This window comes from Lysobacter hankyongensis (assembly GCF_039543145.1).
GTDB classification, from domain to species: domain Bacteria; phylum Pseudomonadota; class Gammaproteobacteria; order Xanthomonadales; family Xanthomonadaceae; genus Lysobacter_I; species Lysobacter_I hankyongensis.
Genome location: NZ_BAABJE010000005.1, coordinates 327,100 through 343,343 on the forward strand (window position 1 = coordinate 327,100; position 16,244 = coordinate 343,343).

The following is a 16,244-nucleotide window of genomic DNA, read 5'->3' on the forward strand; positions in this document are numbered from 1 at the left end:
GCGTCGACTCACCCCGCGAACGTCAGCCCGCAGTCCTGCGCGAACCGCGCGCAGCGCTCGCGCATCGCCGACAACTGCGCCGCACGTCGCGCTGGGTCGCTGACCACGAAGCGGTCCGCGTCCGCGGCGAACGCGCGCAGTTCATCGGTCACTCGCGCGATGTCGGCGGCGGTCGCCGCGCGCACCGGCCGCAGGTGGTTGCGGGCCTCGCGGCCGCCGAAGCCGGTGGCGCGGGCCATCCGGTTGCCCAGCGCCTTGGTCTGCGGCAGCGCGCGCTGCAGTTCGACGTGTACTTCGGCCGCGTCGAGCGTGAGCCCGAGCGTGTCCAGCCAGTCCTGCCATTTGAAATCGTTGAACCGTCGCGCCAGCACGACCGCGCGCCACGGAATGCCCAGCGCGTCGGCGAAGATCGCGCCATGCAGCGATTCGGTGAGCACGCGCTCGCAGCCGGCCAGCGCCGCGGTCACCGCTTCGGGCGACTGTCGCGGGTCGATCGGCACCAGCCCGGCATCGCGCGCGATCGCATCCCAGTCGGCGCCGTCGTAGCTCTTGTGATGCGGCACCAGGCCGACGCGCCCGGGTACGGGCGCGCAGGTCCGGCGCAGACCCGGCCACAGCACCGCGCCATCGCCCAGCCCCAGCGCGGGATCCACGCCGCAGCGTTCCGCGGTGCGCGGGCCGCGCACCCAGTACACCTTCCAACTGTCGTCCAGCGCCGGCCGGCCGCGATAGCCGCAGCCGGAGCCGAGCACATACTTCGGCCCTTCCGGACGCGAGCCGCCGAGCAGGGTGCCGACGCCGTACAGATGCGCGTCGGGATGACGCATCTCCAGATCGGGGAAGAGTTCCGGCCACAGCACGACATTGACGTCGTCGCCGAAGTTGCCGGTGGCGAGTTTGCAATAGCGAAGCTTCATGTCGATGGCCCGGCCCCCGCCCGGCGCATCCCTGTCGACACTCGATGATGGCGGACTTCAGTCCTCCTGACCATCGGCCTCATTCTGGCCCTGCACGCCGTGCGGGATGCACGAAGCATCGGCGGCGGCGGCGGGCACCAGCCACCAGCGGCGGCGATTGGAGACGCCCGCGAAGATCGCCTTCGAGCGGTCCACGCACTGCGACAGCGCCGGCTCCTGCACCAGCAGCCAGCGCCGCTGCGGCGCATCCGCCTGCCAATGCATCGCCTGCGACAACTGCTCCGGCCACGGTGTCTTGAAGCCGAAGGTCGCGGCGGGACGATCGGCCATCAGCAGGTTCTGCTCCTTCCATGCGACCAGACCGAGTTCGGCGTCGGCGCCGATGCGCGCGCCCGCCGATTCCATCAGCCCGCGCGCGGAGCTGGAGGGATTCAGCAGCGGATATGCGACCACGCCGTAAAGCACCCACACCCCACCCAGTGCCCACAGCAGCCCGACGACGCCGTTGCGCACGCGGTGCCAGCCCGCGCAGGCGATGGCCCATGCGCCCATCGCCATCAGCATCGCGAACGCGGCGTGGCCTTCGTCGGTGAATCCGCGATCGGCCATCACTTTCGTTTCGAACTTCGGCGTGCCGAACCACATCCACACGCCGGCGATCAGCAACGGCGCACCCAGCGCCAGCGCGAACGCGAAGCCCAGCCGTTTCGCCCAAAGCCGGCGCACGATGCCCGGCAGCAGCGGGCCCAGCGCGAGACACATCATCGGCAGCGCCGGCATGATGTAGACGTCGCGTTTGCCGCTGGGAATCGAGAAGAACAGGATGATCAGCGCCCACCACGCCAGCGGCAGCAGATAGCGCGCATCGCGCCGTCGCAGCCGCGTGCGCCAGGCCGGAAACGCCCACCACAGCGCGAACGCGGTCGGCAGCCAGGCCGTGGCCATCACCACGAAGTGGTACCACGGCGGTTGCGCGTGATCCCACGATTTCGCGTAGCGGCCGGCGGTCTGGCGGAACAGGATGTCGTCGAGATACGCCCTGTATTCCGGGTTGTCCTGGCTCAGCGCGGCGGTCACCATCGGCACCAGCCACAGCGCCGCGGCGAAGACGAAGGCCAGCGGCCCGACGATGAAGCGCCAGTCGCGCGCATGCACGCGCACCCGCGGCCAGTGCATGAACGAGGCGATCGCCGCGGGCAGGATCATCAGCAGCGCCAGTCCGCCGACGCCCTTGGTGATCGTGCCGATGCCGGCCGCGAACCAGCCCAGCGTCCACAGTTTCCAGTTCGGCCCGCACAGCAGATGCCGCAACAGCCCGTAGTTCGCGAGGGTGATGAAGAACGTCACCAGCGGATCGATCTGCGCCTTCTTGCTCTGGTAGGTGAACTGCAGCGCGAACAACAGCGCCCACGCCGCGTACAGGCCCACCCGGCGCGTCCACAGCCGGCGGCCGAGGTCGTACACGCACCACAGCGTGCCCAGCGCGGCGAGCAGCGACGGCAGCAGGAAGGCGATGCGCCAGTCGCGGAACACGGTGTAGAACGCGGCCTCGAACCACATCAGCATCGGTGGCTTGTCCGAGTACAGCTCGGTGCCGCGATGCGGGAACAGCCAGTCGCCGCTTTCGACCATCTGCTTGGCGACGAGGGTGAATCGCGGCTCGTCCGACGGCCAAGGATCGCGAAGGCCCAGTCCCGAACCCAGCACCAGCAGGGCGACGATGGCGAGTAGCCAGAATTCTCGTGAGGCGCGTGTCTTCAGCATGCGGGCATCTTAGGGCGTGTCATGCGTTTTTGTAGGAGCACCGGCAGGCGCGACAGAACGCTGCGCAATCGGTCGAGCGCGCAGACCGCATCAGGCTTTCCGCAGCCGCGCGTAGAAGAACCCGTCCATGCCGTCCTCGCCCGGCAGCCGCTGCCGGCCGGCGCCCGCGGGATGACCGAAACGGTCGTCGAGCGGTTCGGCCGTGGCGTCGGCGGTGCGCGCGAGGAAGGCGTCGATCTGCGCCGCGTTCTCGCGGGCGAGGATCGAGCAGGTCGCGTAGACCAGCACGCCGCCGGGCGCGACCGCCGGCCACAGCGCATCCAGCAGCCGGGCCTGGGTCGACACCAGCGCCTCGATGTCGGCCGGCTGCCGGTGCAGCAGGATGTCCGGCTGCCGCCGGACGATGCCGGTCGCGGAGCAGGGCGCGTCGATCAGCACGGCGTCGAACGGCGTGCCGTCCCACCACGATGCGAGATGGGTCGCATCGACGGTCTCCAGCACCACGTTCGCGTCCACGCCGACGCGTTTGAGGGTTTCGGCGGTGCGACGCAGACGGCGCGGGTCCACGTCGAGCGCGGTCAGCCGCAGCGACGGATCGCGTTCCAGCAGATGTGCGGCCTTGCCGCCGGGCGCGGCGCAGGCATCGAGCACGCGCGCGCCCGGCGCGGGCGCGAGCGCATCCGCCACCGCCTGCGCGGAACCGTCCTGCACCGAGAGCCGGCCCGCGTCGAAGCCGGGCAGATCGGCGACCGCCATCGAATCCTCGATCCGCAGCGCCTCGGGCAGGACCGGATGCGCGGTCGCGGCGATGCCGGCCGCCTGCAGATCCCGCAGCGCCGCGTCGCGCGTTGCGGTCTGCCGGTTCACCCGCAGCCACAGCGGCGCCGCGGTGGCGCTCGCGGCGAGCAGCGCATCGGCCTGCGCCGGCCAATCGCGCCGCACCTCGTCGAGCAGCCATGCCGGCCAGGCCTGCGCCGGGTCGGCGGCAGGCAGGCCTTCGCGCAGCGCGCGCCGCAGCAGCGCGTTGACCATGCCGGCCTGGTGGGTGCGACCGAGTGCGCGTGCGGCTTCCACGGTGGCGTCCACCGCGGCATGCGCCGGCAGCCGCAGCGCGTCGATCTGCGCGAAGCCGACGTACAGCAGCGCGCGCAGCGGGGCGTCGCGCTGTCCCAGCGGTTTCGCCATCCAGCCATCGAGCGCCGCGGCATAGCGCGCGCGTCCGCGCAGCGCGGCGAAGCAGATCGCCTCCACCAGCGCGCGGTCGCGCGGGTCGGCGAGCTTCGGCAAGGCGCTGGCGAATTCGCCTTTCAGCGAACGGCCGCGATGCAGCACCGCATCGAGCACGCGCGCGGCGGCGAGGCGCGAGGCGGTACCGGAAGCCGGCGCGTTCATGGCGTCGCCTCGATGAGGGCAAGCGCCTCGCGCGGGAAGGTCGCGAGCCAGCGCGTCGTGCCGTCCGCGGCGACGCATTCGCAGAGATAGCCGTCGGGATGCTTCGGCGCCCGCAGCGCCATCACCACGGTCGCGATGTCGCCGATCTCCGGCGCGCGCGCGTAGCGGTTTTCGAGGCCGCAGCGCATGCCGTCCAGCGATGTCACGCGGACGACGTCCAGCTCGCGGATCGCCTGCATCAACGGCGTGCGCATCGAGGGTGCGTTCATGCGGCGGGCGGCATCAGGTCGCGACGCGCGTTGAGATAGTCGGCGGCGGTGATGATCCTGCCGCCCTCGCGCTGCAGCGAACGGATGCGCAGCGCCCCGTCGCCGCAGGCGATGTCGATGCCGTCGCGGCCCGCGGCCAGCACCGTTCCCGGCGCCGGGTCGTGCGCGGCATGCAGTGTGGTGTCGAGTGCGATGGCGCCATGGATGCGCACGCGCTCGCCGGCGAGTTCCGCCTCCGCCACCGGCCACGGGTTGAACGCGCGGACCTTGTTCGCGAGTGCGGTCGCGGGCTGCGACCAGTCGAGCTTCGCCTCGTGCTTGTCGAGCTTGTGCGCGTAGGTCACGCCGTCGTCCGGCTGCGGTCGCGCCACCGGCACGATGCCCGCACGCAGCAGGCCCAGGCCATCGGCCAGCACCTGCGCGCCGAGTTCCGACAGGCGATCGTGCAACTGGCCGCCGGTCTCCTGCGCGCCGATCGCCAGCGCCTGCGACAGCAGCACCGGGCCGGTGTCGAGGCCCTTCTCCATCCGCATCAGGCACACGCCGGTCTCGCGGTCGCCGGCCTCGATCGCGCGCTGGATCGGCGCCGCGCCGCGCCAGCGCGGCAGCAGCGAGGCGTGCACGTTCCAGCAGCCGTGGGTCGGGATGTCGAGGATCTTCTGCGGCAGGATCAAGCCGTAGGCGACCACGATCATCAGATCGGGTTTGAGCGCGCGCAGCGCATCGCGCGAGACCTGCGCCTTCAGCGTTTCCGGCTGCAGCACTTCGATCCCGCGCTGCAGCGCTTCCAGCTTCACCGGTGACGGCGTGAGCGCGCGCCCGCGGCCGGCAGGGCGATCCGGCTGGGTGTAGACCGCCACGACCTCGCCATGGCGCGCCGCGGCGCGCAGACAGGGAACGGCGAAGGCCGGGGTGCCGGCGAAGACGATGCGGAGGGACATGTTCGACGCGCTCGTGAAGGCGGGGAAGTGGCCGTCATTCGCGCGCATGCGGAAATCCAGCGACTTTCAAATTGAAACGAAAGGTAGAGCAGCCTTCAGGCCGCTTCGGAAGCGCGGCGGAATCAGCGGCCTGAAGGCCGCTCTACCGGCGGCGCGAGGTCAGGCCGCGCTGTTGCGCCGCGCCTTCTCCAGCTTCTTGCGCACCATGTCGCGCTTGAGCGGCGACAGGTAATCGACGAAGAGCTTGCCGTCGAGGTGATCCATTTCGTGCTGGATGCAGATCGCCAGCAGGCCGTCGGCCTCGATCTGGAACGGCTGGCCGTCGCGGCCGTAGGCCTTCACCGTGATCCGGTTGGCGCGGGTGACGTCGGCGAAGATGCCGGGGACCGAGAGGCAGCCCTCCTGGTACACCTGATGGCCGTCGGCCTCGACGATCTCCGGGTTGATGAACACCCGCGGTTCGTTCTTCTCTTCGCTGGTGTCGATCACCATGAAGCGGCGGTGGTCGTCCACCTGGCTGGCGGCCAGGCCGATGCCCGGCGCTTCGTACATGGTCTGGAACATGTCGTCGAGCCGGGTCTGGAACGCCGGATCGGCGATCCCGGCCGGATCCACGGCCACGGCTTTGGTCCGGAGACGGGGATCGGGGAATTCGAGAATTGAGAGGAGCGTCATGTTTGCGGCGCCGGGGGAGGGCGAAAGGCCCGATTGCGTCCCATTGTACCGCCTTCCGACTTGCCAAGAGCCCGGTTTTGTGGGCTATAGTGCGGCCGTTGTGTTGGGGAAAATCCCAAGGGGAGCAAGTAGATGGCCAGCATCCTTAAGCGCGTTTCTCACCGTTTCAAGGTGATCGGCGCCGTTGCCCTCCTCACCGTGGGCACCTACGCGGTCGCCCAGGAGGAGTTCCGTGGCGATCATCCCGACACCTACGTGGTGAAGCGTGGCGACACCTTGTGGGACATCGCGGGGCGTTTCCTGAAGCGGCCGTGGCTGTGGCCGGAGATCTGGCAGGCCAATCCGCAGATCGCGAATCCGCATCTGATCTATCCGGGCGACGTGATCAGCCTCGCCTATCTCGACCGCGTCGGCGTCGGCGTGCAGCCGGGCCCGCGCACGGAGGGACCGATCAACGCGATTCCGCTGTCGCAGATCGAGCCCTACCTGCGCGATCTGCGCGTGGTCGACAGTTTCAAGGACCTGCCCTACGTGGTCGGCCTGGAAGAAGACATCACCCGCGGCGTCGTCGGTCACCAGGCCTACGCGCGCGGTCTGGAAGGCGCCCAGGTCGGCCAGCGTTACGCCATCGTCCGCCCGACCACCCGCTACGTGCGGATCGGCAAGCGCGAGTGCTGCGACATGCTCACCCGCAACCATTACGACTTCCGCGGCGGCCTCGTGCCGGGCTTCGGCACCGCATGGAGCGACACCGCCGGCGCCGATGTCGGTCGCGAGGAACTCGGCCACGAGCTGTACAAGGTCAACGCCGGCACCGTCACCAAGCTGATGGAAGGCGATGTCGAGGTCACCACCCTGCGTCTCGACCAGCGCAATGTCGAAGTCCGGGTCGGCGATCGCCTCATCCCGGTCGATGCCCAGCCCTACGACCTGCAGTTCTTCCCGCATGCGCCGAAGCAGCCGCTGGACGAGAACAAGGCCCGCGTGCTGGCCGTGGCCAACTCGCTGACCAGCGGCGGTCCGCTCGATGTGGTCGCGCTGTCCGTCGGCGCGCAGGACGGCGTCGACAACGGCACCGTGCTGTCGATCTGGCGCCAGGGCAGCAATGCCATGGACCGCGTGCAGGAAGGCTACTGGCGCGGCGAGGAAACCGTGCCGAAGGGCCGTCGCGTGCAGTTGCCGGACGAATACGCCGGCCACGTGATGATCTTCCGCACCTTCGACAAGGTCAGCTACGGCCTGGTGATGGAGGGCGTGAAGCCCAGCCGCGTCGGTTATCGCCTGAAGCACCCCGACGCGAAGTAACGGAAGGGGATTCACGGAACGATCGTCCGGTTCGGAATTTTCCGACACCACGATGCGACGGCGCCCGAGGGCGCCGTCGTCGTTTGCGCGCCAGGATGGCGGCATGGACATGTTTCCCGACACCCCGGCCGATGCCGACACCGAAGCCCTGCTCGCCCTGCTGCTGCCGGGAGGCGCCGTCGCCCCGAGGCGGGATCTGCTCGACGCCCATGGCACGCCCGCGGCCGTGCGCGCGCTGCCGCGCAGCCGCTGGCGCGGGGCCGGCCTGGACGCTGCGCAGATCCGTGCGCTCGACGGCGATCCGGCCGGGCTCGATCCGGTGCTGCTGGCCCGCTGCCGCGACTGGCTGCGGCAGCCCGGGCATCACCTGATCGGCTGGCACGATCCCGACTACCCACCGTTGCTGCGCCGGGCCGGAAGCCCGCCGCTTGCCCTGTTCGTGGCCGGCGACCCGAGTCTGTTGTGGCATCCCGCGGTGGCGGTGGTCGGCAGCCGCGGCCCCACGGCCGGCGGGCGCGACAACGCAAGAGCCTTCTCGCGGGCGCTGGCGGCGGCGGGGTTCGCGGTGGGCAGCGGACTGGCCGCGGGCGTCGACCGTGCCGCCCACGAGGCCGCCCTGGAGGTCGGGGGCATCACGATCGCGGTGCTCGGCACCGGCCCCGACGTGCCCTACCCGCAGGAGCATGCGGGGCTGATGGCGCGGATCGCGACTGAAGGCGCCGTGGTCAGCGAACATCCGCCGGGCACGGCGGCGCGACGCGAGCATTTCCCGAGCCGCAACCGGATCCTCGCCGGGCTGAGCCTCGGCACCCTGGTCATCGAGGCCGCCGGCCGGTCCGGGGCGCTCATTACCGCCCGCCTGGCCGCCGACGCCGGGCGCGAAGTGTTCGCGGTGCCCGGGTCGATCCACAACCCCATGGCCCGGGGCTGCCACCGGCTGATCCGCGACGGTGCGGCGCTGGTGGAGTCCGCCGACGAGGTGATCGCGGCGCTGGGCACGTGGGCCGGCGCCCTGCGCGGCGAACTGCGGCGCCGTCTGGGCGCCGCCGGGCAGGTCGACAAGGACGGCACAGCGGCCCCGGTGCCGGCCGTGCAGGACGATCCCGCCCACCACAGATTGTGGCGCGCGCTCGGCCATGACCCCAGCACTATGGATCAGCTGGCCGAACGCACCGGATTGACGGCTGCGGCCCTGTCCTCCATGCTGCTGAACATGGAGTTGCAGGGGCGGGTCGCGGTCGAACACGGTCGATACAGCCGGCGTTAGAAACCCGTCTGCATCGACGCCGGCGTTCCCGGCGCGGGTCGAAGCGCATTCGCCTCCATCCTTTCCAGTGCGCCGACGTGCGCAAGTCAGGGGACATGAAAGAAAGCATTCTCGATGTGCTGCTCTACCTCTTCGAGCACTACATCGCCAACGACGCGGATCTCGCCCGGGATCGCGATTCTCTGCAGAACAGCCTGCTGCAGGCTGGTTTCAGTCCGGCCGAAATCCACAAGGCCTTCGACTGGCTGGACGGCCTTGCCGAGCGCCGGCCCGGCGTGGTTTCGACCGCCGTCGCGCCGCGCGCCGACGGCCCCACCCGCGTGTTCTTCGGGCCCGAGCTGGACAAGCTCGACGTCGAATGCCGCGGGTTCCTGATGTTCCTTGAGCAGCACGGCATCCTCGACGCCAACCAGCGCGAGCTGGTGCTGGATCGCGCCATGGCGCTGGACCAGGACGAACTGGACCTCGACGACCTCAAGTGGGTGGTGCTGATGGTGCTGTTCAATCAGCCGGGTTCCGAAGCCGCGTACGCCTGGATGGAAACGCAGATGTTCGAGGACGACGGCGAACTGGTGCACTGACGCGCATCACGCGCGTCGCACCGTGCGCGGACGCGTCCGCCGCGATGTAGACGATGGGGAAGGCATGACCGACTGGTATTACCACGCACCCGGCCAGGGCAGGGTCGGACCGCTCACCGCGGACGAGATGCGCGCGTGTTATCGCGAGCGGAAAATCGCGCGCGACACCCTCGCGTGGCACGACGGTCTGCGCGAATGGCAGCCGCTGGAACGCCTGATCGAGGAACTGGGGCTGACCGGCGTGCAGCCCGACATGTCGCGGCCGCCGCCGCCACCGCCGATGCGGCCCGCCGCGGCCACCGCATCGCATGCCGCGCGGCCCAGCGCGCCGGTGGAACCGCCGCCGTCCAACCGCACCGGCTGCATCATCGCGGTGATCGTGGTCGGCATCATCGGCCTGTTCCTGATCGGCATCCTCGCCGCGATCGCGCTGCCCGCGTACAACGATTACGTGAAGCGCAGCCGGGCGGCGCAGAGCGGACAGGCAGACCCCACCACCCCCGCCAACCCCACGATGCGCGACGACGCGTACGACGCCGGGCGCATGGAAAAGACCGATGCGCTGGCGCGCGATCTGCTCACGGACACGATGCGGGAGTTCTACGCCGCCAACGGCAACGTCTGTCCCGACACCTTCGAATTCGAGCGGATGATGGTGCGCTACACGCGCTATCAGGGCGACGAGGACGGCTGGTTCAGCGTCGATCCGGCGCGGCCCCTCAGCGGCGTGTGCGCCTACGCGGTCCGTTTCCACGGTCTCGGTCCAGAGGTGAAGGACAGGACCGTGCAGTACGACGTGACCGTCGCCGACGACGAGATCACCGTGTACTGCCGCAACATCGATCTGCCCGCCGGTTTCGCGCCGCCGCGCTGCGGCGCCTGAGCGGGAGTCCGCATGTCCGCACCGCCACCGCTTCCGCCCGGATTGCAGCGCAGCGAACAGATCGCCGATGCCTTCGCCCATCGCGGCGATGCGCACCTGCCGCCGCGGCCGCCGAAACCGGGCATGTCCGGCTGCGCCATCGCCGCGATCATCGCTGCGGTGGCGGGCGTGATCGGCGTGTTCGTCATCGGCATCCTCGCCGCGATCGCGGTGCCGGCGTACCAGGAGTATCTGGTGCGTGCGCGCACCCAGGAAGCGTTCCAGGTCGCGCAGACGCTGCAGCCCCGGGTCGACGAGGAGCGCGCGCGCACCGGCACCTGCCCAGGCAACCTCGAGATCGGTTACGGCCGCAGTGCGGTCTTCGAGCTCGGTGGCGAGGAAGGCGTGGCGAAGGGCAGCCACATGCGGCTCAGCGCCGGCGCCGCGGACAACGGTGACTGCGCGTTCGAACTGCGTTTCCAGAACATCGCCGCCGCCGTCGACGGCAAGACGCTCGTGTTCCGTTCGGGCGACGACGGCTGGAGCTGCCTCGAAGGGACGCTGGACAACCGATACCGTCCGATGCAATGCCGATCCACCGAAACGACGCCCTGACGGACGAACGAAAACCGCCTGTCGGGGCAGCCAGGGAGGGCTGCTTCGGGTCAGGCCCGGGAGCACCGGGCGCACGACTCGAACAACGCGCATGACGCGCGTTTTCCACAACCTGCTATGGACCCGAACCGATGACCGAGTGGTACTACAGCGACGCACAGCGTCAACAACATGGCCCGGTGACGCCCGGCGATCTGGCCGCGATGCACACCAGGGGCCAACTGCCGCCGGACACCCTCGTCTGGCGCGAAGGCATGTCCGAGTGGAAGCCCTGGCGGGAGATGATCCGTGAAGTGGTCGTCGGCGGCATGCCGGACGATCCGCGCGCCGAAGCGCTGGTGAAGGCCGCGGAAGCCGCGCCGGACGATGGCGCCTATCGCCCCTACGCCATCGCCGAGCCGTCGCCCTACGCGCCGCCGCAGGCGCGGGTGGACACGGGCGCGGCGGTGATCGCCGGCGGGCATGTGGTCTACGCCGGCTTCTGGAAACGCGCCGCGGCCTATTTCATCGATTACTTCGTGGTCACCGCGATCACCTACGCGCTGATGATCCCGGTCGGGATCGTCGCAGGGATCGGCATGGGCGCGTCGGCCACGTCGGACGACCCGTTCGGCAGCGGTCTGGGTTTGGCCTTCATCGGGCTGATCTACCTGATCTCGTTCACGATTCCGGCCCTCTACTTCGCCTGGATGCATTCCTCCGGCCATCAAGCCACGCTCGGCAAGATGGCGGTGGGGATCAAGCTGGTGCGCGGCGACGGCGAGCGGGTGAGCTTCTGGCGCGCCTTCGGCCGCCTGTTCGCGACCATCCTCAGCAGCCTGATCCTGATGATCGGCTACCTGATGGCGGGGTTCACCGAGCGCAAGCAGGCGCTGCACGACATGGTCTGCGACACCCTCGTGGTCGACAAATGGGCCTACACCGACCACCCCGAATGGCAGCGCGAGGAACTGGGCACGGTCACCATCGTCATCCTGGTGCTGGCGGGTCTGGCCGTGTTCGGCATGATCGCGCTGTTCGCGACCTTGGGCGCCATGCTGGCCGGCGGCATCCGCTGATCGGACGCTCGAAGGGCCCGGTCCGCGGCCCGGGCCGAACCTGAACAAGGGGGCCGTCAGGCCGCCGGGCGGGCCCGTCCGGCGGCCCTGTCGGAACTGTCCGCTTGACACGGGCAGCCCGGACGTGACACCACTAAAAAAAGAGAACTGACCGACGCCCGGGCTTCCCCCGGGCGTCGCCATCTGGTCGGACGCCCCGGGAACGCCCCGTGGCGGCCGGCGGTTGCCGCCTCCGCCCGTCGGTCGCGGCCTTTCCGGATCCCCCGCTCGCAATGGCCAAGAATCTCCTCATCGTCGAATCGCCCGCCAAGGCCAAGACGATCAACAAGTACCTCGGCAAGGATTTCCACGTCCTGGCTTCCTACGGCCACGTCCGCGACCTGGTCCCCAAGGAGGGTGCGGTCGATCCCGAGCGCGGCTTCGCCATGCGCTACGAGCTGATCGACAAGAACGAGAAGCACGTCGACGCCATCGCCAAGGCCGCCAAGGCCGCCGACCACCTCTACCTCGCGACCGACCCGGACCGCGAAGGCGAGGCGATCAGCTGGCACATCGCCGAGATCCTGAAGGAGCGCGGTCTGCTCAAGGACCGCACCCTGGAGCGGGTGGTGTTCACCGAGATCACGCCGCGGGCGATCAAGGAAGCGATGGCGAAGCCGCGCGCCATCGCCAGCGATCTGGTCGACGCCCAGCAGGCGCGCCGTGCGCTGGACTATCTGGTCGGCTTCAATCTTTCGCCGGTCCTGTGGCGCAAGGTCCAGCGCGGCCTCTCCGCCGGCCGCGTGCAATCGCCGGCGCTGCGCATGATCGTGGAGCGCGAGGAGGAAATCGAAGCCTTCATCGCCCGCGAGTACTGGACCATCGAGGCCGAGTGCGCGCATCCGTCGCAGGCGTTCACCGCCAAGCTGACGAAGCTGGACGGCAAAAAGTTCGAGCAGTTCACGGTCACCGACGGCGACACCGCGGAAAGCGCGCGCAAGCGGATCGCGACCGCGGCCAACGGCGTGCTGCAGGTCACCGACGTCGCCAGCAAGGAGCGCAAGCGCCGGCCGTCGCCGCCGTTCACCACCTCCACCCTGCAGCAGGAGGCCTCGCGCAAGCTCGGCTTCACCACCAAGCGCACCATGCAGGTCGCGCAGAAGTTGTACGAAGGCGTGAGCATCGGCGAGGAAGGCACCGTCGGCCTGATCAGCTACATGCGTACCGACTCGGTCAGCCTGTCGGCCGAGGCGCTGAACGAACTGCGCGACGTGATCGCGCGCGATTTCGGCACGAAGGCGCTGCCGGACAAACCCAACGTCTACCAGACCAAATCCAAGAACGCCCAGGAAGCGCACGAAGCCGTGCGTCCGACCTCGGCGCTGCGCACGCCGTCGCAGGTGTCGCGTTATCTCAGCGACGACGAGCGCCGCCTGTACGAGCTGATCTGGAAGCGCGCCGTCGCGTCGCAGATGGTGCCGGCCACGCTGAACACGGTGTCGGTGGATCTCGCCGCAGGCGGCGAGCACAGCTTCCGCGCCAGCGGCACGACCGTGGTCGATCCGGGCTTCCTCGCGGTCTACGAGGAAGGCAAGGACCAGAAGAACGACGACGACGACGAAGGCCGCAAGCTGCCGGCGATGAAGCCCGGCGACCGCATTCCGCTCGACCGCATCCACACCGACCAGCATTTCACCCAGCCGCCGCCGCGCTTCACCGAAGCGGCGCTGGTGAAGACGCTGGAGGAATACGGCATCGGCCGGCCGTCGACCTATTCGTCGATCATCCAGACCCTGCTGTTCCGCAAGTACGTCGAGATGGAGGGTCGAAGCTTCCGCCCCAGCGACGTCGGCCGCGCGGTCAGCAAATTCCTCAGCGGGCATTTCACCCGTTACGTCGACTACGACTTCACCGCGAAGATGGAGGACGACCTCGACGCCGTGTCCCGTGGCGAAGAGGAGTGGGTGCCGCTGATGGAGAAGTTCTGGGGCCCGTTCAAGGAACTGGTCAGCGAGAAGACCGAATCCGTCGACCGCTCCGAAGCCACCGGTGCGCGCGAACTGGGCAACGACCCGAAATCCGGCAAGCCGGTCAGCGTGCGCCTCGGCCGTTACGGGCCGTACGCGCAGATCGGCGACAAGGACACCGACGAGAAACTCGAGTTCGCCTCGCTGCGTCCCGGCCAGTCGATGCACACGATCACTCTGGCGGATGCGCTGGAACTGTTCCGCCTGCCGCGCAAGCTCGGCGAGAGCGGCGGCGAAGAGGTGAGCGTCGGCATCGGCCGTTTCGGCCCGTTCGCCAAGCGCGGCAGCGTCTACGCCTCGCTGAAGAAGGAAGACGACCCGTACACGATCGATCTCGCCCGCGCGGTCTTCCTGATCGAGGAGAAGGAAGAGATCGCGCGCAACCGGATCATCAAGGCGTTCCCCGACAGCGACATCCAGGTGCTCAACGGCCGCTTCGGCCCTTACATCAGCGACGGCAAGCTCAACGGCAAGATTCCGAAGGATCGCGAGCCGGCATCGCTGACGTTCGAAGAAGTGACGCGACTGCTGGAAGAGACCGGCAAGCCCGCGCGCAAGGGCTTCGGTGCGAAGAAGGCGGCGGCGAAGAAGGCCGCGCCCGCGAAGAAGGCCGCCGAGGCCAAGCCCAAGGCCGCGAAGAAGGCCGCGACCAAGACGGCTCCGGCGAAGAAGGCGGCCAAGAAGACCACCGCAAAGAAGGCCGCAGCCAAGAAGACCGCAGCCAAGAAGACCGCCAAGAAGTCCGCGACCAAGGCGCCCGCCAAGCGCGTGCCGCTGTACGACCATCCCGAGCCTGCGAAATCGCTGCTCACCACCAACGCCGGCCCCAACGTCGGCGTGAAGCGGGTGATCAAGAAGGCGAAGGACGAGGCGCCGTTCTGATCGCGGCGCCTTGCGTCTGCGCCGCTTGAGGTCGACATGTCGTTTGCGGACTGGCTTCGGCGTCGTCGGCACCAGCGGGCCCTGCGCGCGCTGGCGCGCTGGCTGCCGCAACCGCCCGGGCATTTCTATTCGCCGGTGACCGATCCCGATGCGCTGGCTGCGGACGCGCCCAGGCTGTGGCCGTCGACGACGGACGCGCCGGGCATCGATTTCGACGACGACGGCCAGCGCCGATGGCTGCGCGACCTCTTTCCGCCGCTGCTCGCCGACTTCGACTACCCGCGCTGCCCCGCTGCCGACCCGCGCGGTTTCCATCTGGACAACGGCCAATTCGGCGAAGTCGACGCCCGTATCCTGTTCGCGCTGCTGCGGCACTGGCGTCCGGCGCGGATGGTCGAGGTCGGCAGTGGCTTTTCGACCCTGCTCGCCGCCGACGTCAACCGGCGCTGGCTCGGCGGCACGATGCGACTGACCGCGATCGAACCCTACCCGCGCGATTTCCTGCACGGCCTCGACGGTCTGCAGTCGCTGCGCGTGGAGCGCGTGCAGGACACGCCGGCGGTGGTGTTCGCCGAACTGGATGCCGGCGACGTGCTGTTCGTCGATTCCTCGCACGTGCTGAAGACCGGCAGCGATCTGGTCCATCTGCTGACGCGCGTGCTGCCGACGCTGCGTCCCGGCGTGCGCGTGCACTTCCACGATGTCTTTCTGCCCGACGACTACCCGCCGACATGGGCGATCGACGAGAACCGCGGCTGGAACGAGCAGTACGCGCTGCAGGCCATGCTCGCGGCGAATCCGCATTGGCGCGTGGTCTTCGCGGCGCACCATGCGCTGACCCGCCTCGCCGACGACGCCCGCGCCGCATTCGGCGATCACGCCGGTCGGCCCTGGCAGGCCGGCAGCCTCTGGCTGCAGCGGGTGTGATCGCTGCGGTCGGTGCGGTCGCTGAACCGGTGCGAACATCGCGCCGGCGCCTCTTTTCCGCTCCGCGCCGACGGCGCATGATGCGCCCATGCGTCCCGTCGCCGCCCTCTGCTGCCTGCTGATCGCGACCGCCTTGGGCGGTCCACGTGCCGCGCATGCCGGCGACGATGTCGTCATCTACCGCTGCACCGACGGCAAAGGCCGTCTGACCCTGCGCGACTCGCCCTGTGCGAAGGGCGATCGCCAGGAAACCCGCAGCATGGTGCGCCCGAAGGACGCGCCGCCGCGCGCGCCGTCGCCGCGGCCGTCGCAGAGCGTGGTCGCGGCCGCATCGCCGCCGCAGGTGATCGTGATCAACGCGCCGCGGCCGCTGTACGAATGCGTGACGCCGGACAACGCGCGCTATTTCAGCGAAAGCGCGGAAGGCAATCCGAGACAGGTCCCCGCCTGGGCGCTGGGCGCGCCGCTGTTCGCGCGCGTGCCCACCGGCGAACCGGGCCGGATCGATTTCCAGGTGGAGAACGGCCGTGTCAGCGGCAATTACAGCAGCGGCAGCCTCGGCTCGGTCGTGGTGCCGACCGCCGCCGCCTACGGCGCGACCACCTGGATCCGCGACGCCTGCTTTCCGCTGCCGCCGGGCGAAGTCTGCGCGCGGGTGCGCGACCGTCGCGACGAGATCCGCCGGCGTTTCGTCATCGCCCAGCCGTCCGAGCGCGCGGCGCTGAGCCGCGAGGAACGCAGCATCGAGGCGCGCCTGAACCAGGATTGCCGCTGAGATGCGGT

14 protein-coding genes and 1 pseudogene are annotated in these 16,244 nt (G+C 69.4%); 9 read left to right on the forward strand and 6 right to left on the reverse strand.

From position 1 onward, the window contains the following. Positions 1–8 precede the first annotated feature (8 nt). The 6 genes from ABD974_RS07425 to def form a co-directional block, all read right to left on the reverse strand. A complete protein-coding gene (locus tag ABD974_RS07425; protein WP_345302664.1) occupies positions 9–917 on the reverse strand; it encodes a polysaccharide pyruvyl transferase family protein in 909 nt (302 codons plus the stop codon). Positions 918–974: 57 nt separating this feature from the next. Beyond that, entirely contained in the window at positions 975–2,681 is a 1,707-nt protein-coding gene (locus tag ABD974_RS07430) for an ArnT family glycosyltransferase (protein WP_345302665.1), read from the reverse strand. A gap of 90 nt (positions 2,682–2,771) precedes the next feature. Next, positions 2,772–4,073 (reverse strand): 16S rRNA (cytosine(967)-C(5))-methyltransferase RsmB, encoded by a 1,302-nt coding sequence (gene rsmB / locus ABD974_RS07435; protein ID WP_345302666.1) that lies wholly within the window; start codon positions 4,071–4,073, stop codon positions 2,772–2,774. Then, entirely contained in the window at positions 4,070–4,342 is a 273-nt protein-coding gene (locus ABD974_RS07440; protein ID WP_345302667.1) for a hypothetical protein, read from the reverse strand. The genes rsmB and ABD974_RS07440 overlap by 4 nt, the downstream gene beginning before the upstream one ends. Further along, the gene (fmt, locus tag ABD974_RS07445; protein WP_345302668.1) at positions 4,339–5,283 is read right to left on the reverse strand and encodes a methionyl-tRNA formyltransferase; all 945 of its coding nucleotides are present in this window, start codon (positions 5,281–5,283) and stop codon (positions 4,339–4,341) included. The genes ABD974_RS07440 and fmt overlap by 4 nt, the downstream gene beginning before the upstream one ends. A gap of 159 nt (positions 5,284–5,442) precedes the next feature. Beyond that, a complete protein-coding gene (gene def, locus ABD974_RS07450) occupies positions 5,443–5,958 on the reverse strand; it encodes a peptide deformylase (protein WP_345302669.1) in 516 nt (171 codons plus the stop codon). Positions 5,959–6,090: 132 nt separating this feature from the next. On the opposite strand from def, the gene ABD974_RS07455 reads away from it, so the two are divergent. The 9 genes and pseudogenes from ABD974_RS07455 (at position 6,091) to ABD974_RS07495 (ending at position 16,236) form a co-directional block, all read left to right on the forward strand. Then, the gene (locus ABD974_RS07455) at positions 6,091–7,263 is read left to right on the forward strand and encodes a LysM peptidoglycan-binding domain-containing protein (RefSeq protein WP_345302670.1); all 1,173 of its coding nucleotides are present in this window, start codon (positions 6,091–6,093) and stop codon (positions 7,261–7,263) included. A 109-nt stretch (positions 7,264–7,372) separates the two neighbouring features. Then, on the forward strand, positions 7,373–8,530 hold the full coding sequence (dprA, locus tag ABD974_RS07460) for a DNA-processing protein DprA (protein WP_345302798.1): 1,158 nt from the start codon (positions 7,373–7,375) through the stop codon (positions 8,528–8,530). A 95-nt stretch (positions 8,531–8,625) separates the two neighbouring features. Beyond that, entirely contained in the window at positions 8,626–9,111 is a 486-nt protein-coding gene (locus ABD974_RS07465; RefSeq protein WP_345302671.1) for a DUF494 family protein, read from the forward strand. A 64-nt stretch (positions 9,112–9,175) separates the two neighbouring features. Next, positions 9,176–9,994 carry a DUF4339 domain-containing protein gene (locus ABD974_RS07470; protein WP_345302672.1) on the forward strand — a complete coding sequence of 273 codons (819 nt, stop codon included), beginning with the start codon at positions 9,176–9,178 and terminating at the stop codon, positions 9,992–9,994. 12 nt (positions 9,995–10,006) lie between these two features. After that, entirely contained in the window at positions 10,007–10,588 is a 582-nt protein-coding gene (locus ABD974_RS07475; protein WP_345302673.1) for a pilin, read from the forward strand. A 131-nt stretch (positions 10,589–10,719) separates the two neighbouring features. Further along, positions 10,720–11,646 (forward strand): RDD family protein, encoded by a 927-nt coding sequence (locus ABD974_RS07480; protein ID WP_345302674.1) that lies wholly within the window; start codon positions 10,720–10,722, stop codon positions 11,644–11,646. 272 nt (positions 11,647–11,918) lie between these two features. Next, positions 11,919–14,399 (forward strand): annotated as a pseudogene (locus ABD974_RS07485) (DNA topoisomerase I); the annotation flags it as partial. A gap of 171 nt (positions 14,400–14,570) precedes the next feature. Beyond that, positions 14,571–15,461 carry a class I SAM-dependent methyltransferase gene (locus ABD974_RS07490; protein ID WP_345302675.1) on the forward strand — a complete coding sequence of 297 codons (891 nt, stop codon included), beginning with the start codon at positions 14,571–14,573 and terminating at the stop codon, positions 15,459–15,461. 88 nt (positions 15,462–15,549) lie between these two features. Beyond that, complete coding sequence (locus tag ABD974_RS07495; RefSeq protein WP_345302676.1) at positions 15,550–16,236, forward strand: DUF4124 domain-containing protein; 687 nt, start codon at positions 15,550–15,552, stop codon at positions 16,234–16,236. The last annotated feature ends 8 nt before the right edge of the window (positions 16,237–16,244 follow it).